Origin of the sequence: Pseudonocardia sp. N23, assembly GCF_002583555.1 — a bacterium.
Lineage (GTDB): Bacteria > Actinomycetota > Actinomycetes > Mycobacteriales > Pseudonocardiaceae > Pseudonocardia.
In genome coordinates this window covers 54,146-74,827 of record NZ_BEGX01000106.1, presented here as the reverse complement: position 1 = coordinate 74,827, position 20,682 = coordinate 54,146, and the positions used below count along the sequence as shown (strand labels likewise).

Annotated in this window: 18 protein-coding genes and 1 pseudogene; 7 read left to right on the top strand and 12 right to left on the bottom strand. The window is 74.2% G+C overall.

What is annotated here, in order from left to right; genetic code table 11:
- Window positions 1–28: 28 nt before the first annotated feature.
- The 7 genes and pseudogenes from TOK_RS23500 to shbA form a co-directional block, all read right to left on the bottom strand.
- Window positions 29–934: a spermidine synthase gene (locus tag TOK_RS23500; protein WP_172457734.1), complete on the bottom strand. Its 906-nt coding sequence runs from the start codon at window positions 932–934 to the stop codon at window positions 29–31.
- 1 nt (window position 935) lies between these two features.
- Window positions 936–2,819: an endolytic transglycosylase MltG gene (locus tag TOK_RS34395; RefSeq protein WP_253258585.1), complete on the bottom strand. Its 1,884-nt coding sequence runs from the start codon at window positions 2,817–2,819 to the stop codon at window positions 936–938.
- A 160-nt stretch (window positions 2,820–2,979) separates the two neighbouring features.
- Window positions 2,980–3,429 carry a Holliday junction resolvase RuvX gene (gene ruvX, locus TOK_RS23490; protein ID WP_098960160.1) on the bottom strand — a complete coding sequence of 150 codons (450 nt, stop codon included), beginning with the start codon at window positions 3,427–3,429 and terminating at the stop codon, window positions 2,980–2,982.
- Window positions 3,426–6,089 (bottom strand): alanine--tRNA ligase, encoded by a 2,664-nt coding sequence (gene alaS / locus TOK_RS23485; RefSeq protein WP_098960159.1) that lies wholly within the window; start codon window positions 6,087–6,089, stop codon window positions 3,426–3,428. The genes ruvX and alaS overlap by 4 nt, the downstream gene beginning before the upstream one ends.
- 77 nt (window positions 6,090–6,166) lie before the next feature.
- Window positions 6,167–6,472 (bottom strand): hypothetical protein, encoded by a 306-nt coding sequence (locus TOK_RS23480; protein ID WP_098960158.1) that lies wholly within the window; start codon window positions 6,470–6,472, stop codon window positions 6,167–6,169.
- Window positions 6,469–6,855 carry a DUF948 domain-containing protein gene (locus TOK_RS23475; protein ID WP_098960157.1) on the bottom strand — a complete coding sequence of 129 codons (387 nt, stop codon included), beginning with the start codon at window positions 6,853–6,855 and terminating at the stop codon, window positions 6,469–6,471. Before TOK_RS23475 ends, TOK_RS23480 begins: the two co-directional genes overlap by 4 nt.
- A gap of 169 nt (window positions 6,856–7,024) precedes the next feature.
- Window positions 7,025–7,567 (bottom strand): annotated as a pseudogene (shbA, locus tag TOK_RS23470) (RNA polymerase sigma factor ShbA); the annotation flags it as partial.
- Between the two features lie 536 nt (window positions 7,568–8,103).
- Between shbA and TOK_RS32850 the strand changes: the two are divergent.
- A complete protein-coding gene (locus TOK_RS32850) occupies window positions 8,104–8,784 on the top strand; it encodes a TetR/AcrR family transcriptional regulator (RefSeq protein WP_172457733.1) in 681 nt (226 codons plus the stop codon).
- Window positions 8,785–8,799: 15 nt separating this feature from the next.
- On the opposite strand, the gene rocD is transcribed toward TOK_RS32850, so the two are convergent.
- Both rocD and TOK_RS23455 read right to left on the bottom strand, forming a co-directional pair.
- Window positions 8,800–10,071, bottom strand: coding sequence for an ornithine--oxo-acid transaminase (gene rocD, locus TOK_RS23460; protein ID WP_098960155.1), 1,272 nt, complete (start codon window positions 10,069–10,071; stop codon window positions 8,800–8,802).
- A gap of 151 nt (window positions 10,072–10,222) precedes the next feature.
- Window positions 10,223–10,678 (bottom strand): Lrp/AsnC family transcriptional regulator, encoded by a 456-nt coding sequence (locus TOK_RS23455; RefSeq protein ID WP_098960154.1) that lies wholly within the window; start codon window positions 10,676–10,678, stop codon window positions 10,223–10,225.
- 27 nt (window positions 10,679–10,705) lie between these two features.
- Here TOK_RS23455 and TOK_RS23450 point away from each other — a divergent pair, with 27 nt between their 5' ends.
- On the top strand, window positions 10,706–11,944 hold the full coding sequence (locus TOK_RS23450) for an arginine deiminase (protein ID WP_098960153.1): 1,239 nt from the start codon (window positions 10,706–10,708) through the stop codon (window positions 11,942–11,944).
- Between the two features lie 174 nt (window positions 11,945–12,118).
- Window positions 12,119–12,976 (top strand): S1 family peptidase, encoded by an 858-nt coding sequence (locus TOK_RS23445; RefSeq protein ID WP_141566515.1) that lies wholly within the window; start codon window positions 12,119–12,121, stop codon window positions 12,974–12,976.
- Between the two features lie 4 nt (window positions 12,977–12,980).
- Here TOK_RS23445 and TOK_RS23440 read toward each other — a convergent pair whose 3' ends face one another.
- Window positions 12,981–14,354, bottom strand: coding sequence for a replication-associated recombination protein A (locus TOK_RS23440; RefSeq protein WP_098960151.1), 1,374 nt, complete (start codon window positions 14,352–14,354; stop codon window positions 12,981–12,983).
- Window positions 14,355–14,648: 294 nt separating this feature from the next.
- Between TOK_RS23440 and TOK_RS23435 the strand changes: the two genes are divergently transcribed.
- The 4 genes from TOK_RS23435 (at window position 14,649) to TOK_RS23420 (ending at window position 18,073) form a co-directional block, all read left to right on the top strand.
- On the top strand, window positions 14,649–15,833 hold the full coding sequence (locus TOK_RS23435; RefSeq protein ID WP_098960150.1) for a PLP-dependent aminotransferase family protein: 1,185 nt from the start codon (window positions 14,649–14,651) through the stop codon (window positions 15,831–15,833).
- 11 nt (window positions 15,834–15,844) lie between these two features.
- Complete coding sequence (locus TOK_RS23430) at window positions 15,845–16,336, top strand: Lrp/AsnC family transcriptional regulator (RefSeq protein WP_098960201.1); 492 nt, start codon at window positions 15,845–15,847, stop codon at window positions 16,334–16,336.
- A 171-nt stretch (window positions 16,337–16,507) separates the two neighbouring features.
- On the top strand, window positions 16,508–17,662 hold the full coding sequence (locus TOK_RS23425; RefSeq protein ID WP_098960149.1) for an aminotransferase class I/II-fold pyridoxal phosphate-dependent enzyme: 1,155 nt from the start codon (window positions 16,508–16,510) through the stop codon (window positions 17,660–17,662).
- Window positions 17,663–17,860: 198 nt separating this feature from the next.
- Window positions 17,861–18,073, top strand: coding sequence for a hypothetical protein (locus TOK_RS23420; protein WP_098960148.1), 213 nt, complete (start codon window positions 17,861–17,863; stop codon window positions 18,071–18,073).
- A gap of 158 nt (window positions 18,074–18,231) precedes the next feature.
- On the opposite strand, the gene TOK_RS23415 is transcribed toward TOK_RS23420, so the two are convergent.
- On the bottom strand, window positions 18,232–19,257 hold the full coding sequence (locus tag TOK_RS23415) for an SGNH/GDSL hydrolase family protein (RefSeq protein WP_253258584.1): 1,026 nt from the start codon (window positions 19,255–19,257) through the stop codon (window positions 18,232–18,234).
- A 112-nt stretch (window positions 19,258–19,369) separates the two neighbouring features.
- A complete protein-coding gene (locus tag TOK_RS23410; protein WP_098960146.1) occupies window positions 19,370–20,566 on the bottom strand; it encodes a hypothetical protein in 1,197 nt (398 codons plus the stop codon).
- Between the last annotated feature and the right edge of the window lie 116 nt (window positions 20,567–20,682).

Here is a 20,682-nt window from a genome sequence, read left to right as displayed (position 1 = left end):
CTGACGCCGGACGGACCCGTGCGCGACCTCAGCCTGTGGCGGGCGGGAGGTCGACGGGCGGATCGCCCGCGGGCCGTCCGAAGAAGCCGGGGGGCGGAATCGGTGACGGCGTCGCCGACCGGTCCGTGACGACGCCCGCGGTCCTGGTGAACCGTCGCAGCTCGACGCCGTGGCGCACCGTCGACGGGAACGGGTCCGCCGCGCAGGCGCGGGCCAGCTCGTCGAGCGGGAGCTCGGTGCGGGACGCGACGAGGACGAGGTTGCCGAAGCGGCGGCCGTGCCACACGTCGGCGGCAGCGACGACCGCGCGGTGCCCGAACACCACGGCCGCCGTGGCGACCTGGCCGCGGGCGAACGCCAGCGGGCCGCCGTCGGCGAGGTTGACGGCGAGCACCCCGCCGGGGGCGAGCGCACGGGCGGCGAGGGCCAGGAAGTCGACCGAGGTCAGGTGCGAGGGGATGCGGGCCCCGACGAAGACGTCGAGGACCAGCAGGTCTGTGGAGGCGGGGGGCAGCGCGAGCGTCTGGGCGCGCGCGTCGCCGATGCGCAGGTCGATCAGCGCGTCGTCGGCGGGGAGGCGGGTGCGGACGAGCTCGGCGAGGGCCCCGTCGAGCTCGACGACGGTCTGCGGTGAGCCGGGCCGGGTGGCGGCGACGTACCGCGCGAGGGTCCACGCCCCACCGCCGAGGTGGACGACGCGCAGCGGTGCGCCAGGGGTCCCCAGTGCGTCGACGACGTGCCCGAGGCGGCGGACGTACTCGAACTCGAGGTGGGTCGGGTCGTCGAGGTCGACGTGGGACTGGGCGGTGCCGTCGACGAGCAGCGTCCACGCCGAGGGCCTGTCCGGGTCGGATACCAGCTCGGCGCGGCCGTGGTCGACCTCGGCCCGCACGACGACCGATGACCCGGCCGCCTCTTCCTGCGCGTAGGGCATGTCAGATCGCGCCGTCGGCGATGGCCTGCCGGATGTTGGCCTGGTGCTCGGCGAGTGTCGTGCCGAAGCAGGAGGTTCCATCGGGCTTGCAGCGCACGAAGAACAGCCACGGTCCCGGCTCGGGTGCGAGTGCTGCGGCCATGGCCGCCTTTCCGGCAGCGGCGATGGGCGTAGGAGGCAGCCCGGCCACGGCGTAGGAGTTGTAGGGGCCGATGCGGGCCCGGGCGTCGGCGGTGGTGCGCAGGGCCTGCACGTCGAGCGGGTAGTTGACGGTGGAGTCGAGCTCGAGACGCTGGCCGGCGGCGAGCCGGTTGTGGACGACGCGTGACACCCGCGGCATGTCCGGGGTGATCCCTTCCTTCTCGACGAGCGAGGAGATGATCAGCGCCTGGTAGGGGGTGACCCCGGCCCGGGCGGAGGCGTCACCGATGCCGGCGGCCTCGAGCCTGGGCACGGACGCGGCGAGCAGCTCGCGCCAGACGTCCGGGGCGGCTGTGCCGGGGGCGATGTCGTAGATGCCCGGCGAGACGAGGCCTTCGAACCGGCGCGCCGGTTCGGCCTTGCGGATGTCCTCGAGCGCCCAGGTGGGGGCTCCGAGCTCGGCCGGATCGGTCTTCTCCATGGTGGTGCGCAGGTCGTCGACGCTGACACAGCGGCGCGCGCCGTCGATCCGGCCGCAGCTGGCCTGCGAGATGAGGCTGAGGACACCGGGGGCGGTGGTGCCGTCGGGTGATCGGGTGTCGTCGAGCTGGGTGCCGCCGCGGACCTCGAGGCGCCCGACGCGGGCGACGGGGTCGACGAGGCGGGCGACGGCGGACTCGGCCGACATCTGCCCGCTCATCTGGTAGTAGCCGGGCTGGACGGCGAGGACCCGGGAGTCGTCGGAGGCGGCGCCGGTGAAGGCGCCGACGCTGGCGACGACGCCGCGACGCAGCAGCATCTGGCCGATCTGGCTCGTGGAGTCGCCGGAGACGACCTGGACGATGACGTCGCCGGTTCCGGTTCCGTCGTAGTCCTTGTCGAAGAACGAGGAGCCGACGACGTAGGCGCCACCGCCGACGACGCCGAGGAGCACGACGACGGCCAGCACCAGGACGCCGATGCGGCGGCGCTTGCGGGTGACCGCCTCGCGGCGGGCGGACCGGGCTGACGTACCGGCGGTGCGGCGGGGTCCGACGCGGTCGTCGTCGGCCACGGCGGCGGGGTGCGTTCCCCCACCTGCGGCGGCGGCGGGGGCGGCGGCCGCGGTGTCCCGGCTCCGGGCCGACCGGACGGGCGCGTCGTAGGTGTCGTACGGGTCGGCGGGGTCCCGGGTGTCGGCCCGCGCATCGGCACGGTCGGCACGGGGATCGGCACGGCGCGCGTCGACGGATGCGGCGGCGAGCCGCGCGGTCTCCTCGGCCGTGCGGCGTGGGCGGACGCTGCGGGCCCGGACGGTCTCGGCCACGGCGTCGGCAGGCGGTGGTGCGGCCGCGCGGCGCGGCGTCGCGGCGGGGTCGCGCCGGCGATGCCCGCCACCACGGGGGGCGACCGGCTCGTCGTCGGAGCCAGCCTGGTGGCGGCGCCGGACGGCGGGAACCCGGTCGGTGCCCTGCTCGGTCCCGTTCTCGGGGCGGTCCTTCTCGGGGCGCCGGCGCCGGGTGGGCGCCGGTCCGTCCCCGCGGCGGCCGGGGTCCGCAGATGTGTCGCGTCCCGGTTCGGTGCCGCGGGCGGGTGGCGGGCGCTCGTCACCGCGGGTGGCGGACCTGTAGGGGTCGCGCGGACCCGATGGCGGCGCCCACCCGCTGTCGCCACGGCGCTCCCCACGCCGTGGCTCGCGGTCGTCCCCTCCGGGCACCCGTCCGGCGGGGCGGGCGCCGCCGCGGCCGTCGATCCCGTCGGTCACCGGGTACGGCCGGGGCGTCGGGAGCGGACAGGCGTGGTCACAGGGCCCGACAATACCGACGGCCGCTGCGCCGTCGACGCGGTCGGCACCCCGGCTCGCCGGGACACACGCCGCGAACCCGGCAACCAGGACCCCGCGACGACAGTGCGTGCCCGGCCGGTCACCGTCCGCGGGCGTCGAGCCAACCCTGCAGGATCGCGACGGCCGCGGCCTGGTCGACGACGGCGCGCTGCTTCCTCCCCTTCACCCCGCGCTCGCGCAGCTGCCGGGTGGCGACGACCGTCGTCAGGCGCTCGTCGGACAGCTCGATCGGGACGTCGAGCACGGCCGCGAGGTCATCGGCGAAGGCGCGGGCCGTCTGCGCCGCGGGCCCTTCCGCGCCGGCGAGGGTGCGGGGCAGCCCGACGACGACCTGCACGATGTCGTGCTCGGTGACGAGTGCGGCGATCTCGCGCAGGTCCGAGCCGCCGCGGTCACCGGCCTCCCGCAGGTCACGGGCCACGGTGACCAGCGGCGTCGCGAGCACACAGTCCGGGTCCGAGAGGGCGACGCCGACACGGACCGCGCCGACGTCGATCCCGAGGCGTCGCCCGCGTGCCGGGGCGCTCACGCCTGTGCGAGCGCGGCCCGGAGCGCGGCGATCGCGTCGGGGACACCGGCGGGGTTCTGCCCGCCGCCCTGCGCGAGGTCGGGCTTGCCGCCGCCACGGCCACCGACGGCCGCGGCGAAGGCCGGGATGAGCTTGCCGGCGGCGAGGCCGCGGTCGCGGGCCGCGGCGGTCGTGGCGACCACGAAGGCGACCTTGTCGTCGTCGGCACCGAAGAGGGCGACGACACCGGGCCGGTCGCCGAGGCGCGCACGAACGTCCGAGGCGAGGGCCCGCAGGTCGTTGCCGCTGACCCCGGCGGGCGCGGAGACGGCGACGAGCGCGATGCCACCGATGTCCTCGGCGCCGTCGGCGAGCGAACCGGCGGCACCGAGCGCAGCGTCGGCCCGGTGCTTCTCGAGGTCGCGTTCGGCGGTGCGCAGCCGCTCGACGAGTGCCGCGATCCGGTCGGGCAGCTCGTCGGGACGGGCCTTGAGCTGGTCGGAGATCTGCGACAGCAGCAGGTGCTCGGTGGAGACGTGGCGCAGCGCGTCGTTGCCGACGAGGGCCTCGACGCGGCGCACACCCGAGCCGATGGAGGCCTCGGACAGCACCTTCACGATCCCGATCTGGCCGGTGCGGTCGACGTGGGTGCCACCGCACAGCTCGCGTGAGTAGTCGCCCATGTCCACGACGCGGACGCGGTCGCCGTACTTCTCGCCGAACAGCATCATCGCGCCGAGGGTGCGGGCCTCGTCCATGGAGGTCTCGAAGGTCTGCACCTCACGGTTCTGCTGCAGGACGGTGTTGACCTCCTCCTCGATCTCGGCGAGCGCCGCGGGCGGCACCGCACCGGTCGGGGACGTGAAGTCGAACCGCAGCCGGCCGGGCGCGTTGAGCGAGCCGGCCTGCGCCGCGGCGGTACCCAGGGCACCGCGGACGCCCGCGTGCACGAGGTGGGTGGCGGTGTGGGCGCGCGAGATCGACGCGCGGCGGGCGACGTCGATCTCGGCGACGACCGCGTCACCCACGGCGACGGTGCCGGCCTCGACGGTGCCGCGGTGCACGCGCAGGCCCGAGACCGGGGACTGGACGTCGTCGATGCGGACGGTGGCCGAGCCGGTGCGCAGCACGCCGTGGTCGGCCTGCTGGCCGCCGGCCTCGGCGTAGAACGGGGTGCGGTCGAGGACGACCTCGACCTGCATGCCCTCGCTCGCGGCGGGCGCGGCCACCCCGTCGACCACGAGCCCGACGACGGTGCCCTCGGCGGCCAGGTCGCTGTAGCCCAGGAACGTCGTGGTGCCGTGCGCGTCGAGCAGCGGGCGGTAGACCGATCCGTCGTGGTGTCCGGTCTTGCGGGCCTTGGCATCGGCCTTGGCCCGGGTCCGCTGCTCGGTCATGAGCGCGGTGAACCGGTCGTGGTCGACGCTGAGCCCGGCCTCGGCGGCCATCTCCAGCGTCAGGTCGATCGGGAAGCCGTAGGTGTCGTGCAGCGCGAACGCCTGGTCCCCCGCGATCCGCGAGCCGCCGGCCCTTCGGGTGTCGGCGACGGCGACGTCGAAGATGCGCGAACCGGCGGTCAGCGTCTGCAGGAACGCCTCCTCCTCGGCGCGCACGACCGCGGAGATGCGCTCGAAGTCGGTGACGAGCTCGGGGTAGGACGGCGCCATGGCGTCGCGCACGACCTCGGCGAACGAGCCCAGGACGGGCTCCTGCACCCCGAGCAGCCGCGACGAGCGCACGATGCGGCGCAGCAGCCGGCGCAGCACGTAGCCGCGGCCGTCGTTGGACGGGGTCACGCCGTCACCGATGATCATGACGCCGGAGCGGGCGTGGTCGGCGATGACGCGGAAGCGGACGTCGTCCTCCGGGGAGACGCCGTAGCGGCGGCCCGAGAACTCCTCGGCGCGCGCGATCACCGGGCGGACGAGGTCGGTCTCGTAGACGTTGTCGACGCCCTGGAGCAGGTAGGCGACGCGCTCGACGCCCATGCCGGTGTCGATGTTCTTGGCGGGCAGCTCGCCGACGATCGGGAAGTCGTCCTTGGTCCCGCCTGCGGCCCGCTCCTTCTCCATGAAGACCAGGTTCCAGATCTCCAGGTAGCGGTCCTCGTCGACGACCGGGCCGCCGTCGCGGCCGAACTCGGGGCCGCGGTCGTAGTAGATCTCCGAGCACGGGCCGCACGGCCCGGGGACGCCCATCGACCAGTAGTTGTCGGCCATGCCGCGGCGCTGGATGCGCTCGAGCGGGATGCCCGCGATGCGCTGCCAGAGCCCGACGGCCTCGTCGTCGTCGAGGTAGACGGTGACCCAGATACGGTCGGGGTCGAACCCGTAGCCGCCCTCGGACGTCGGCGAGGTGATGAGGCGCCACGCGTGCTCGATGGCGCCTTCCTTGAAGTAGTCGCCGAAGGAGAAGTTCCCGGCCATCTGGAAGAAGGTGTTGTGCCGCGTGGTGCGGCCCACCTCGTCGATGTCGCCGGTGCGCACGCACTTCTGGATCGACGTGGCCCGCGGGTAGGGCGCGGGCGCGTCGCCGAGGAAGTACGGCTTGAACTGGACCATGCCTGCGTTGACGAACAGCAGGGTCGGGTCGTCGAGGATCAGCGACGCGCTGCCGACAGGGGTGTGGCCCGCGCCGGTGAAGTGGTCGGTGAAGCGGCGGGCGATCTCATGGGTCTGCACGGGAACAGCTCTCTGCGTGGTGCGGTCGGTGGGCCGGAATCAGGCAGGACGTGACGATCCGCGGGTCAGGACCCGGGTCAACGCCCTGCCCGGCGCGCTCGCTGCGGGCGGACCGCGGGGTCCTCGGCGACGGCGTCGGCGAAGGTGGGGACGTGCTCGCCGGTACGGCGCTCGACCATGTCGGCGAGCTCCTGCTCGCGTGATTCCATGCCCGCGCGCACCTCGGCGCCGAACGCGCCCAGCCCGGCACCGAGCTCGCGCAGACCGTCGGCGACGTTGGCCCCCATCCCCGCGGGGGTGAGGCTCTGCGCCGCGCGGGTGGCGCGCCTGCTGCCGTACACGCCGGCCGCGACGCCGACGCCCAGCCAGAACAGGCGCTTCACTTGCGGCCCTTCCGCGTCCCGACGGCGGCCTTGCCGGCGCGGCGGGCCTTGATGGCCTTGTTCACCCCGTAGGAGAACGCGGCCGCGCGCACGAGCGGGCCGCCGAGCGTCGCGGTGAACAGCGACGACAGGACCGAGACGTTGGCGGTGACGGTGCGGGCGCCCGCGGTGATGCCGTCGACGCGCTCGAGCTGGGTGTTGACCTGGTTCAGCGTCGTGTGCGCGTCGGACAGCAGCGGGGCGCTGCCCTCGTGGGCCTTGCGGATCGCGACGGTGGCCTCGTCGAGCGTGCGGCCCAGTTTGAGCAGCGGGACCGCCGCCAGCAGGACCAGCACGACGAACGCGCCGGCGGCGATCAGCGCGGCGATCTGACCAGCCGACACGTGTCCTCCTGACCCGGACGTCGAGGGCCCGGTGACGATGGTGGGTGATCGTCGCCAGGCTACTCCCCGACCAGGTTCGGGCTCAGCCGACCCGGCTGTCCGGTTCCGCCTCCCCGGCGGTCGTGGCGACGGTGTGCCCGAGGGGTGGGTCGGTGAGCAGTGCGGCGGCCTCGTGCTCCACGAGGACCTGGCGCAGCCGGGTCAGCGCACGGTGCTGGGTGACGCGGACCGCGCCCGGGGTGGAGCCCACGGCGTGCGCGGTCTCCTCGGCCGAGAGCCCGACGGCAACCCGCAGCACGATCACCTCGCGCTGGCGCGGGGTGAGGGTGTGCAGCAGCTCGGCGAGGCGCTCGCCCAGCTCGACCGCGAGCGCGCGGTGCTCGGGCCCCTCGGCCGCCGACACCGAGTCCGGCACGTCGGGGACGGGTTCGGAGCGGTTGCGGCCGATGGCCCGGAACGCGTCGGTCACCTTGTGGGCGGCGATGCCGTAGACGAAGGCGCGGAACGACAGTCCCTTGACCGTGTAGTTGGGCAGCGCACGGACGACGGCGAGGCAGACGTCCTGTGCGACGTCCTCGGCCGCGCCGACGACGCACTCCTGGCGGCCCAGCCGGGCGCGGCAGTAGCGCAGCACCATCGGGTGGATGATCGAGAGCAGCGCGTCGCGGGCCTTGATGCTGCCCGCGACGGCGTCGCCGACGAGCGCCTCGATCTGCTCGGCCGGACCGTCCGGGACGACCTCGTCGTCGGCGGAGTCGTCCGTGGCGGCCGCGTCCGCGACGGCCTGCTCGACGACGACGAGGACGGCCGGGTCGACGATCGGCTCGACGAGCACCAGAGTGGTGACCGGTTCGGATGTGTGGAGCGGCAGTGGTGCAGCCGCTGGGGCGGTCATCGCGACGATGCGGCTGTGACCGCGCGCGTCAGGACGTACATGTGGGGGTCCCCTCCCTGCACCGGACCGCGCCGGTTTCCCCACCGGCGCGGTTCGTGAGATGCGTCCGGGCTCCGACCCGCGGCGGGGGTCGATGCACCCGGTCGTGCGACGGAGGACATCCCGACAGGCCGGTCCACACACCGCGGTCCCCCGACCGCCGACGCGCGGGGCCTCCCCCGTTCGGCTGGCGACACGGACCGCTGTGCCCTGCAGGCCCGCGACGTTCACCTTTCAAGTACGGATCAGTATTCTGGGTGAATCCCGAGTTGGAGTCAAGGGTAGTTGGGCCAGTTTTGGTTACGCTGAGTGCAATGAGCCCGCCACGCAACCCCCATTCGTCGGATCCGCGCGCTCGTGCCGCGGCCACGAAGCGCAACCGAACGCGGCGGGCGCTGCTCGATGCGGCGGACGCCGCGTTCACCGCGCGGGGCTGGGCGCGCACCCGCATCGAGGACGTCGCCACGACGGCCGGTGTCAGCCCGGCGACCGCCTACAACCACTTCCCGGCCAAGCACGCGCTGATCGCGGAGGTCTACGCCCCGCTGATCGCACCCCTGGTAGCGACGGAGGCGGCCCGGGCCGCGAACGGCGACGACGACGCCGACCCGGCGACGCTCGTCGTCGAACAGATCCGGGCGCTGGCCAGGGTGTGCGTCCGCAACCGCGGACTCACGGCCGCCTACTGGGCCGCGGTCCAGGACTACGAGGTCCGGGTCGCGGCCCCACCGGACCCGGACGACGAGCAGGACCCGCGCACGATCGCGCCGGTCGCCGAGGTCCTCCACGACCTGGTGGAACGCGGCCAGGCGGCCGGCGAGCTGCGTGCCGACCCGCCCGCCGGCACGCTGTGCCCGATCCTCGTCGACGTCCTGCTGGCCCGGATCGCTCTGCACGCCGGCGAGGCCGCTGAACCCGTCACCCGGCTCGTCGCAGGGCTCGCCCTCGGGGTGCTCGCCCCCGAGCGGGTCGCCGACGGTGGTGCCCCGGCCTGAGCACCACCATCGTGATCAACGTCTCCCGGCGAGATCGCGACGCATGTCGGCGAGAACCTCACCGAGGACCCTGACCGCCACGACCAGGTCGTCCTCGGAGATCACCAGCGGCGGGGACAGCCTGATCGTCGATCCATGGGTGTCCTTGACGAGCACCCCGCGGGCGCACATCCGCTCACACACCTCGCGTCCCGTCCCGAGTTCCGGGTCGATGTCGACGCCCGCCCACAGTCCGATGTGACGGAACGTGATCACTCCGCGACCCACGAGAACATTCAGTTCAGTGCTCAACAAGTGACCGAGGGTAACGGCTCTCCGGAGCAACGCCCCCTCCTCCAGAAGGCCGATCACGGCGCTCCCGACGGCCCCCGCGAACGGGTTCCCACCGAACGTGCTGCCGTGCTGACCGGGCTTGAGCACCCCGAGGACGGCCTCGTCCGCGACGACCGCCGACACGGGCAGGATTCCTCCGCCCAGCGCCTTCCCGAGCAGGTAGACGTCGGCGTCCACGCCGCCGAGGCCGCGCGTCGCGAGCACGTGGCCGGTGCGGCCCAGCCCCGACTGCACCTCGTCGGCGACGAAGAGGACCCCGGCCTCGGTGCAGGCCGCCCGCACGTCGGCCAGGTAGCCGGGCGGCGGGACGACCACCCCGGCCTCCCCCTGCACCGGCTCGAGCAGCACCGCGACGGTGTCCGGGCCGATCGCGGCCCGCAGCGCGGAGGTGTCGCCGTAGGGCACGACGTCGAAACCGTCCGGGAACGGGCCGAACCCGTCGCGGGCCTGCGGGTCCGTGGAGAACCCGACGATGGTGATCGTGCGCCCGTGGAACGCCTCGGCGGCCACGACGATCCGCGCCCGGTCCCGTGGCACCCCACGCACCTCGTAGCCCCACTTGCGGGAGACCTTCAGGCCGGACTCGACGGCCTCGGCGCCCGTGTTCATCGGCAGCACCATGTCCTTGCCGACGAGGCCGGCCAGCGCCGCGCAGAACGGGCCGAGCCGGTCGTTGCCGAACGCGCGGCCGGTGAGGGTGAGCCGGTCGAGCTGGGCGTGGGCGGCCGCGAGCAGGACGGGGTGGGCATGGCCGAAGTTCAGGGCGGAGTAGCCGGCCAGGCAGTCGATGTAGCTGCGGCCCTCGACGTCGGTGACACGGGCGCCGCGCCCCTCGGCGAGCACGACGGGCAGTGGGGCGTAGTTGTGGGCCGAGTGCTCCGCGAGCAGGGCCTCGTGTCGGGCGGTCGCCGCGCCCGGTACTCCGGCGGGCTGGTGCGGGGTCGTCAGGGTCATGGAGCCTCCCGTGATGGTGGTGCTCGTCGACCGGGTCGTGTCGTCAACGCTAGGAACCGCCCCCACCCACCACAACGCCACGACGTTGCACGTCCGCGCAGGATCGTTGCGTGTGGTGGCGGTGCCGCGGCGGAACGTTGCGCCGGCACGCTCAGGCGTGCCGGGGACCCGCACCGCGGCGCAGCAGCGGCGACAGGACGAGGACCGACTTCGTCCTGGCGACGAACGGCTCGGCCCCGATGCGCTCCAGCACCCGCTCGAAGTCGCGCATGTCGGCGGCGAGGATGTGCAGCAAAGCGTCGGCCTCCCCCGAGACCGTGCTCGCGTCGACGACCTCGGCGTGCGGGGCCACCGCGGCGCGGATCGTCTCCGGCGGCGTCGAGGAGCGGCAGTACAGCTCGACGTAGCCCTCGACGGTCCAGCCCAGCGCCGCCGGGTCCAGCGTCACCGTGAACCCGGTGATCGCGCCGCCCTCGCGCAGCCGGTCGACACGGCGCTTCGCCGCCGACGCCGTCAGGCCGACCCGCGTCCCGAGGTCGGCGTAGCTGCGGCGCGCGTCCGCCGCGAGCAGCACGAGGAGCTGCTCGTCGAGCCCGTCCAGCCGCATCGGCCCATCATCGGCCACGATGGGCCGATGGTGGGCACGAACTCCACGTTCCGGGTCGACTCCGAGGTCGGCGCGCTGCGCCGTGTCGTCGTGCACCGGCCCGGGCTGGAGCTCAAGCGGCTCACCCCCGGCAACAAGGACCGGCTGCTCTTCGACGACGTCCTCTGGGTCGCCCGGGCCCAGGCCGAGCACGACCGGTTCGTCGCCGTGCTCCGCGACCGCGGAGTGCAGGTCGACCTCTTCGGGGACCTGCTGCGCACGACACTGGCCGTGCCCGCCGCCCGCAAGTACGTCCTCGACACCGTCGTCGACGATCGTGTCTACGGCCCGCTCGCCGTCGACGGCCTGCGGGCCTGCATGGATGCGATGGACGTCGACACCCTCGCCGAGCACCTGGCGGGCGGGATCACGAAGCGGGAGGTGCTCGACCGCATCCCCGAGCCCCGGTCGATGGCCTTCCACGTGCTCGGCATCGACGACTTCGTGCTGGAGCCGCTGCCCAACCACCTCTACACCCGCGACACGTCGGTGTGGATCCACGGCGGGGTCGCGGTCAACTCGATGCGCCGCGAGGCCCGGATGCGCGAGACCGTGCACTGGGAGGCCGTCTACCGTTGGCACCCCGAGTTCGCGGCCGCCGAGTTCGCGACGTGGTCCGACGGCGCCGCCGACGGGCCCGCGACGGTCGAGGGCGGCGACATCCTCGTCGTCGGCGGCGGCGCACTGCTGGTCGGGCTGTCCGAGCGCACCACCCCTCAAGGGGTGGAACGGTTGGCACGCAGGCTGTTCGCGGGTGGCGCGATCGACCGGATCGTGGCGCTGGCCCTGCCGTCGGCACGGGCGCAGATGCACCTCGACACCGTGATGACGATGGCCGATCCGGAGACGCTGGTGACCTACGCCGGTCTCGGCGAGCTGCCGTCGTACACGGTGCGCCCCGGCGCCCGCCCCGACGAGATGCACGTGACCGACCACGCGCCCGGCGACATGTACAGGGCGATCGCCGGGGCGCTGGGCGTCGAGCGGCTGCGCGTGCTCACCGCGGCCCAGGACGTGCACGCCGCCGAGCGCGAGCAGTGGGACGACGGCTGCAACGTGCTCGCCGTCGCGCCGGGTGTCGTCGTCGCCTACGAGCGCAACGTCACCACCAACACCCACCTGCGTCGCAACGGGATCGAGGTGCTGGAGATCCCCGGCGGCGAGCTGGGCCGGGGCCGCGGCGGGCCCCGGTGCATGAGCTGCCCGCTGCTGCGCGACCCCGCCTGAGCCGGTGCCGAGCGGCCGGTGGGTGACCGCGACGGCAACGACGGGTGACGTTGCGGACCCGGACGTGCACCGGGCGTGACGATCTCCGCGGACGCTCGTTCACCGGGAGACGCCTCCCACGAGAAGGGCCTCCCCTTGTCCGTCCGCCTCCGCCGTGCGCTCTGCGGTGTCGCCATGGCCGCCGCCGCGGTCACCACGCTCCTCGGCGCGACGCTGTCGACCCCGGCCTCCGCGGCCCCGGTCACCGCGCTGCTCGACCCGGCTGCCGTCAAGGAGCTGCTCGACGGGAGGGCCGCGCTCGGGCTGCCCACGGAGGTGGCCGACTACGGGCTCGACCCGCAGAGCGGACGGCTCGTCGTCGAGCTCACCGGGGACCGGACCGCCGCCGTCGACGAGCTGCTGTCCGGCGTCGACCCGGGCGTGCTCGACGTCCGCACCGGGATGCCCGCGCCGCGTCACCACGCCACGCTCAAGGGCGGGGACACGATCGTCAGCGGCTCGCTGCGGTGCACGCTCGGGTTCCCGGCGACGGGTGGGGGCCGCACCTGGCTGCTCACCGCAGGGCACTGCACCCGCGGTTCGGGCACGTGGAGCGTCGAGTCGACGGGCCAGGCACTCGCCCCGGTCGGCTCCGGTGCGCGCACCGCGCCGACGGGCACCGACGTGGGCGCCGTTCCCGTCACCGGCGCCGGCTGGCAGGCCCGTGGCCTCGCCGGCACCACCGCGGTGAGGGGTTCCACCCCCGCCGCTGTCGGTACCCCGGTGTGCCTCTACGGCTCCACCAGCGGTCGCGTCTGCGGGACCGTCACCGCCCTCGACCGGACGGTGAACTTCGACGGCGTCGTCCAGTACGGGATGACGGCGACGTCGATCTGCTCGGCCGAGGGTGACTCCGGCGGGCCGTACATCACCTCGTCGGGCCAGGCTCAGGGCATCCACTCCGGTGGCGGCACGGGGCGAGGGTGCACTAGCTACTTCACCCCGATCTCGACGGCGCTGAAGGCGTTCGGGCTGCGCCTGCTCACCGGCTGACCGCTCACGACGGGTCGGGCCGGGTGCCACGGACCGCCCGGCGCAGCCGCGGGACCCGCTCGGCGAGCACCCGCTCGGCGCCCCGCGCCGTCGGCTCGTAGTAGTCGCGGCCGACCAGGTCGTCGGGCGGGTACTGCTGGGCGACGACGCCGTCGGCGTCGGCGTGCGGGTACCGGTAGCCGATGGCGTTGCCCAGCTTCTCCGCGCCCGAGTAGTGCCCGTCGCGCAGGTGCGCAGGCACCGACCCCACCGCGCCCGCCCGCACGTCGGCCATCGCCGCGTCGATCGCCGCGATCGCCGAGTTCGACTTCGGAGCCGTCGCCAGGTGCAACGTCGCCTGCGAGAGCGCGATCCGCGCCTCCGGCATCCCGACGAGCTGGACCACCTGCGCCGCCGCCGTCGCCGCGAGCAGTGCCGTCGGGTCCGCGAGCCCGATGTCCTCGCTCGCGTGGATCATCAGCCGGCGCGCGATGAACCGCGCGTCCTCCCCCGCGACGATCATCCGGGCCAGGTAGTGCAGCGCCGCATCGGGATCGGAACCGCGGATGGACTTGATGAACGCGCTGATGACGTCGTAGTGCTGGTCGCCCGCCCGGTCGTAGCGGACCGCGACCTCGGTGACCGCCCGCTCCACCTCCGCCACCCCGACGCTCGCTCCGCCGTCGGCGCGGACCCCGTCGGCCGCTGCCTCCAGCGCCGTCAGCGCCCGCCGCGCGTCGCCCGCCGCAAGCCGGACCAGGACGTCCTCACCCTCGTCGGTCAGCTCGACCGCGCCCGCGAGCCCCCGCTCGTCGGCCACCGCGCGGCGCAGCAGCCCGCGGAGCTCGTCGGGCTCCAACGACCGCAGCTGCAGCACCAGCGACCGGGACAGCAGCGGCGCCACCACCGAGAACGACGGGTTCTCCGTGGTGGCCGCCACCAGCAACACGACCCGGTCCTCGACCGCGCCGAGCAGCGCATCCTGCTGCGTCTTGGAGAAGCGGTGCACCTCGTCGATGAACAGGACCGTGCCGGTGCCGTCGCGGTCGAGGCGGCGGCGGGCGGCGTCGATCACCGCGCGAAGCTCCTTCACCCCCGCCGACAGCGCCGACAGCGCCTCGAACCGCCGCGTCCCACCCCCGGAGCGGGCCATCAGCCGGGCCAGCGTGGTCTTGCCCGTGCCGGGCGGGCCGTAGAGCAGCACCGACGCCGCGGACCCGCCGTCGAGCAGCCGCCGCAGCGGAGCCCCGGGCCCCAGCAGGTGGCGCTGGCCCGCGACCTCGTCGAGCGACTGCGGGCGCATCCGCACGGCGAGCGGTGCGCCCGGGCGCACGTGACCCTCGTCGGGCCCGGTCACGTCGTCGCCCGTGGAGATGTCGAACAGCCCGTCGGTACTCATCGACGTCAAGCCTGCCATCGGGCACCGACATCCCGTCGCCCACGTCGCGACACCGGAACCGGGGTCGCCACCGACACACCCGCGATGTACCACATCGTGGGATCACAGTTCCGGATCGCAGGAGCGCGGCGAAGAATCGCCATCGGGGCCGGGCCCACCCGGTCACGCCCCACACCTCTCGCAGTGATCGATCCGCGCGGGACATGCGGTCGGGCGCCCACCAGCGCCCGACCCGACCCCGCCCGGTGCTGCCGTCCCCGCCGCCGGGCCACCGCCCGTGCCCCGGAGGCCGAGATGAGCTCCCTCGCCCCACACCCGTACCCGTTGTCCGCCAGGCTTCGCGACGTGCGCGGCTCGGCGATCCGCGACCTGCTGACCCTCACCGCCCGCGCTGACGTCCTCAGCCTCGCCGGTGGGCTGCCCGCGGCCGACCTGCTGCCGCGCGACCGGATCGCCGACGCGACCGCCCACGCTCTCGCCGCCCCCGCCGCGGCCCAGTACAGCGAGACCGCCGGGGTCGCGACGCTGCGCGACGTCGTCGCCGCCCTGGAGTCCTCCCGGACCGGACGCGACATCGAGCCCGCCGATGTCGTCGTCACCAGCGGCTCGCAGCAGGCCCTCGACCTGCTCGCCCGCGCGACCCTCGACCCCGGCGACCCCGTCGTCGTCGAGGACCCCGCCTACGTCGGCGCCCTCCAGGTGTTCCAGGCCGCCGGGGCGGTCCTGCACGGCGTGCCCGTCGACGCCTCCGGGATGGACGTCGACGCCCTCGACGCGCTGCTCGTGGGTGGGCTGCGGCCGCGGCTCGTGCACACCGTCGCGAGCTTCCACAACCCGCGCGGCGTGACCATGTCGCAGGACCGTCGCGCCCGGCTCTGCGCACTCGCCGACCGGTACGGCTTCCTCGTCGTGGAGGACGACCCCTACGGCCTCCTCTGCTTCGACGGCCCGCCCCCGGTGCCCGTCGCCGCCCACGGCGACCGTGTCGCGCGGCTCGGCAGCGCCTCCAAGGTCCTCGCGCCCGCGCTGCGCGTCGGCTGGCTCGTCGCCCCGCCGCAGGTGTGCGCGGGCGTCGAACGTCTCAAGCAGTCCACCGACCTCTGCGGCTCCGCACTCACCCAGACCGTCGCCGCCGAGCTCCTCGCCGACACCGCGTGGTTCGACGAGCACCTGCACGGCCTGCGCGCCGCCTACCGGTCGCGCGCCGCGGCGCTGACCGCCGCACTCGACGACGCCTTCGGCGCCGCCATCACCCGCAGCACGCCCACCGGCGGGATGTTCTGCTGGGTCGAGTTCCGCGACGGCCGCGACACGTCCACCCTGCTCACACGAGCCGTCGAGCGCGGTGTCGCGTTCGTGCCCGGGGCCGCGTTCGCCGTCGGCAGACCCCTCACCTCGGCGCTGCGGTGCAGCTTCGCCGGCTACCCCGAACCGGTGCTGCGCGACGCGGTTCTCCGGCTCGCGGCCGCGGCGACGTAGGGTTGTCGATCGTGCGGGAGATCCTCGAGTTGCTGGAACGCGACTCCTCGTTGAGCCACGACACCATCGCCACCATGCTCGGCCTGCCCGTCGAGGAGGTGTCGGCCCGGATCGCGGAGTGGGAGTCGAGCGGCGTCATCCGCCGCTACAAGGCCGTCGTCGACTGGGAGGCCGTCGACGACGCCATCGCGCGCGAGAAGGTCGTCGCCTTCATCGACGTCTCCGTCGCCCCGGCGCGCGGCGTCGGGTTCGACGACGTCGCCCTGCGCATCTCACGCTTCGACGAGGTCACCAGCGTCCATCTCGTGTCCGGCGGGCACGACCTGCGCTGCACCGTCGTCGGCCGCGACATCCGCGCCGTCAGCGACTTCGTCAGCCAGCGGCTGTCCACGATCGACCGGGTCATGTCGACCGCGACGCACTTCGTCCTCAAGACCCACAAGCGTGACGGCGACGTCTTCGCCGAGCCGGAGCCCGACCACCGGCTCCGCGTCACTCCCTAGGGGGTGCCTGATGGCCCCCTCGCCGCGGTGTCGGCGCCCGGACGGCCCCCGGCGGCGTTGTCGCCGGGCCGACATGCGCCCGGTGTGCCGACCCGGCTCCGCCCTGCCAGGAACCGCCCGGATCCCCGAGCCCGTCGACGGTGATCCATCAGCCACCCCCTTGGAGACGCCGTGAAGCCCCTCAACGAGGTCATCGCCGCCTGCCCGCCCTCGGGGATCCGGCGGTTCTTCGACATCGCCGCCGAGATGGACGACGTCATCTCCCTCGGCGTCGGCGAGCCCGACTTCGTGACGCCCTGGCGTATCCGCGAGGCCGGCATCTACGCCCTCGAACACGGCTACACCACCTACACGTCCAACGCCGGGCTCCCCGCGCTGCGCATGCTGATCTGCTCCGACCTGCAGCAGCGCTACTCCGCCGAGTACGCGTGGGACAGCGAGTGCCTGATCACCACGGGCGTCTCCGAGGGCCTCGACCTCACCCTGCGGGTGCTGCTCAACCCCGGCGACGAGGTCATCATCCCGGAGCCCTGCTACGTCGCCTACGAGCCGTGCGTCGCATTCGCCGGCGGCACCACCGTGCGGGTGCCGACCCGGTGGGAGGACAACTTCACCATCGACGTCGACGTCGTCGCCGCCGCGATCACCCCGCGCACCAAGGCGATCCTCATCGGGTCGCCCGCCAACCCGACCGGCGCCGTCCAGCCCCGGGAGGCGCTGCAGGCGCTCGCCCGGCTCGCCGAGCAGCACGACCTCTACCTGATCTCCGACGAGATCTACGACCGGCTCACCTACAACGGCAGCCACACCTGTCTGGGTGCCATCCCCGAGGCCCGCGAGCGCACCGTCGTCCTCGGCGGGTTCTCCAAGGCCCAGGCCATGACCGGCTGGCGCGTCGGCTGGATCTGCGCCCCGCAGGCCATCGCCGAGCTGTGCGTGCGCGTGCACCAGTACACGATGCTCTGCGCGCCGCACGTCTCCCAGCTCGCCGCGGTCGAGGCGCTCACCTCCGCCGAGACCGACGTGTCGGAGATGGTCGCCGACTACGACCGGCGCCGCCGCGTCTTCGTGAAGGGGCTGCGCGAGATCGGCCTGGAGTGCCCCGAGCCCGACGGCGCCTTCTACGCGTTCCCGAGCATCCGCACGTCGGGGCTCGACTCCGAGACCTTCGCCGAGCGGCTGCTCAAGGAGCAGGGCGTCGCCGTCGTCCCCGGCAACGTCTTCGGGCCGTCCGGCGAGGGCCACGTCCGCTGCTCCTACGCCACCGCCCTCCCCCAGCTGGAGACGGCGCTCGACCGCATGTCGGCCTTCCTGCGCGGGCTCTGACCCCTGCGTGTCCGGGCGCGGCCGGCGGCCTCACGTGACAGTCGGATCTCCGAGTGTCGTGGGGTGGACCGTCCGGCCGCCGAGTATCTGGGCGCCGAGTGTCGGGGGTCGAGCGGAGTTGCACGATCGCAACGCCTTGCACCCGGGAACACGGGTGTCGTTCACCGATCCGCAACACCGTTGCGGGAACCTTGGTCGATGGACGAGATGAGCACGACCGCCCCCGGGGTATGTCCCTGCTGCGCCCGGCCGCGCACGGCCACCGACGCCCGTGGCCTCGGATGGAGCAGCGAGCACTCCACCGACGGCACCGTCGTCTTCACCTGCGGGGACTGCACCCGCGACCAGCTCTGGCGCATCGAGGCCCTCCTCGCGCCCGAGCCAGCCGTGACCACCGCCCGCGCTGCCTGACCCGGCCCTCCGCCCCCGGAGCGTGCGGGCTCAGCAGGTGACGGCGGTCCACCTCGGTACGCCGAGTTCGACATGAGGATGGTCCCGGCCGCGCGTCAGACCGGGCTGCCGTCGAACTCGGCGAGGGGTCCGGGCCGCGTCAGCCCGGTGACGTCGGGTCAGCCCGCGACGCGCACGTCCACCGGCGACACGGCCTCGGCGGGCTGCGGGAGCTCCCGCAGGGATGTCGGGTCCGGGGACTCCCAGGCCCGCGGGGTGCGGTCGTGGGCGGGGCGCAGGCCGTCGACGAGGCCCGTGAGGATCACCGGGCCGAGGTCACGGCCGCGACGGACCAGCCACGGCACCCCCTTCACGACGAGCCACGCGATGCGGTGCGCCGCCGTCACCCGGCGGCCGCCCGCACAGGTCAGCGAGACCGGCTCCGGGACGTCGTAGGTCCCGGCCAGGATGTCGGCGATCCCCGCGGCGAGCATGCGGTGGCCCAGCTCCGAGGGATGCAGCCGGTCGACCGCCCACGCGGACGTGTCGTAGCCGCCGGGCAGCTCGTCCAGGTCGAGGACGGCCGCACCCGCACGACGGGCGGCGGCGTCGATCGCGGCGTTGAGGGCGACGATCCGCGCGTGCAGCGCACGTCGCAGCGGCGCCGGGAGGCGGAAGACCCGGGTGTGGTCGTGGTATCGCATGACGACGACGAGCGCCCCGGCCGCGTGCAGTGCCGTGATCGTGGCGGCGCAGTCGGCCTCGATGCCGACGGGATCGAAGTCCGACCGCAGGGTGTCGTTCATGCCGGCGCAGACCACGGCGACGTCGACAGGCGGGCCCGCAGCCGAGCCGCCCGCCGGACCGAGGGCGGCGGGCAGCTGCTCGCGGAGGACCGACCCCATCCGGGCGCCGGACTGCGCCCGGTTGTCGAGCACGCACGACGCGCCCAGCGACTCCTGGACCAGGACGGGGAAGCCGCGCCAGCCGCCGGTGACGGGGTCGCCGACCCCGACGGCCGTCGAGTCGCCGAGGACGACGAGCCGGGCTGCGCGCCGCCCGGCCGGTCCGGTTCGCGGGGCGGGCGACGGCGGCCCGGGCGGGCGGCCGGGGCGGGGTGTGTGCGGCCGGGCGGGCTCGGGACCGCGTGGCTGGGGGGACGCGACGGGGTCGGCACGCAACGACGGGGCGGACGGTGCGGTCACGGCGATCACCATCGCTGCCCTGCCCTGACCTGCGGTGTGCGTGTGGTGACGTGTCGCGGGCGCTCGGTGGAACGTCAGGTGCTCCGGCGTGCCTGCGCCTCCGCCGGGCGGGTCAGCCTGCGCTGCGGAACGCCGGGTACAGAGGGAGTGCTGCCGGCGCGTCGGAGAACCGCGCACGCAGCGCGGTGGTGACCGCCTCGGCGAGCTCGACTGTCGCGCCGAGGCCCTCGGCCTCGGCGGCGGCGACTCCGAGGCGGCGCCAGTAGTCGCAGAGTGCGGTGCTGATCCGCGGCGACCGGCCCGGCTCGGGACCGACCGACGTGTCGCGGTCCTTGATGCGCGGCAGGAGCCACCAGGTGCACAGCCACACCCACAGCAGCTGGGCGTCGAGAAGTCTGCGGTCGAGCCGCAGCGGGTCGTCGAGGTCCGGCCACACGACCGCGATCTCGTCGCGCCACGCCTCGAGCATCGCCTCGCTCATCCCATCGGGCATTGCGAAACTGGCCCGGCAGCCGGGGAACGGGACGCGGAAGTAGGCGGCGTCGAGCGCGACGTCGCGGAAGCAGCCCCATTCGAAGTCGACGAAACGCACGCCGCGGCTGGTGACGAGGTTGTTGTCGGGACAGGTGTCGGACGGGCTGAACGCGCGGTACCGGGTGCCGCCGAGCAGACGGGCGGTCTCGTGGGCCTGCGCCTGCGCGGCGGCGGTCGTCGTCACCCCGAGGACCGATCCCAGGAGGTCGGGCAGCCCGGCGATGGCCGCGCGTGCCTCGTCGGCGATGGGGTCGCGCCACGCCTTCTCACCGAGCCGGCGCAGCAGCGCCCCGAAGTCGTTCTCCCGGCCTGCGGTGGCGGCCTGCATCCGGCCGAGCGCGCGGGCCCACCCGACGAGGTAGCGCTGCGCGGCCGCCGGGTCGGGGCCGAAGAGCTTGTCGGCGAGTGTGGAGCTGCGGCCGAGGTCCTCCAGGACGAGGAGCCGGGCCTGCGGATCGTGGGCGATGATGACCGGGCTGGGCCGGGAGTCGGCAGGCAGCGCGGTGAACAGCTGACAGCTGGCGACCTCGAAGTGGAACGGATCGGGCCGGTCTGCGTCGGGCTCGGCGATGTAGTGCTTGACGACGACGCTGCGGCGCATCGAGAACGGGTTGCGCGCCACGCGGGCGCGCGCGACCACCGACCGGTCGCTCCCGCCCAGGTCCTCCGGATCGGCCAGCACGACCGACGCACCGTATCGCCGGGTCAGCAGGCGCTCCGCAGCGGCCAGCGCCGCGAGCACCGGCCTGGGGAAGTCGGCCAGGTCACGAACCATTGCCGTTGACCTTACCCGGCGCAGGGCCGCTCGACCCCACACCTCCGGACCCGATCCTGAACCCGCTGTGCGCCACGGCTCTTGACCGCACCTGTCGCCCACACCGGACTCGGGTG

Excerpts from the sequence above, each read along its gene's own strand:
- TOK_RS23500 (WP_172457734.1), bottom strand. The coding sequence starts at position 934 with ATGCCCTACGCGCAGGAAGAGGCGGCCGGGTCATCGGTCGTCGTGCGG.
- TOK_RS32850 (WP_172457733.1), top strand. The coding sequence starts at position 8,104 with ATGAGCCCGCCACGCAACCCCCATTCGTCGGATCCGCGCGCTCGTGCC.
- rocD (WP_098960155.1), bottom strand. The coding sequence starts at position 10,071 with ATGACCCTGACGACCCCGCACCAGCCCGCCGGAGTACCGGGCGCGGCG.
- TOK_RS23455 (WP_098960154.1), bottom strand. The coding sequence starts at position 10,678 with ATGCGGCTGGACGGGCTCGACGAGCAGCTCCTCGTGCTGCTCGCGGCG.
- TOK_RS23450 (WP_098960153.1), top strand. The coding sequence starts at position 10,706 with ATGGTGGGCACGAACTCCACGTTCCGGGTCGACTCCGAGGTCGGCGCG.
- TOK_RS23445 (WP_141566515.1), top strand. The coding sequence starts at position 12,119 with ATGGCCGCCGCCGCGGTCACCACGCTCCTCGGCGCGACGCTGTCGACC.
- TOK_RS23440 (WP_098960151.1), bottom strand. The coding sequence starts at position 14,354 with ATGAGTACCGACGGGCTGTTCGACATCTCCACGGGCGACGACGTGACC.
- TOK_RS23435 (WP_098960150.1), top strand. The coding sequence starts at position 14,649 with ATGAGCTCCCTCGCCCCACACCCGTACCCGTTGTCCGCCAGGCTTCGC.
- TOK_RS23420 (WP_098960148.1), top strand. The coding sequence starts at position 17,861 with ATGGACGAGATGAGCACGACCGCCCCCGGGGTATGTCCCTGCTGCGCC.
- TOK_RS23410 (WP_098960146.1), bottom strand. The coding sequence starts at position 20,566 with ATGGTTCGTGACCTGGCCGACTTCCCCAGGCCGGTGCTCGCGGCGCTG.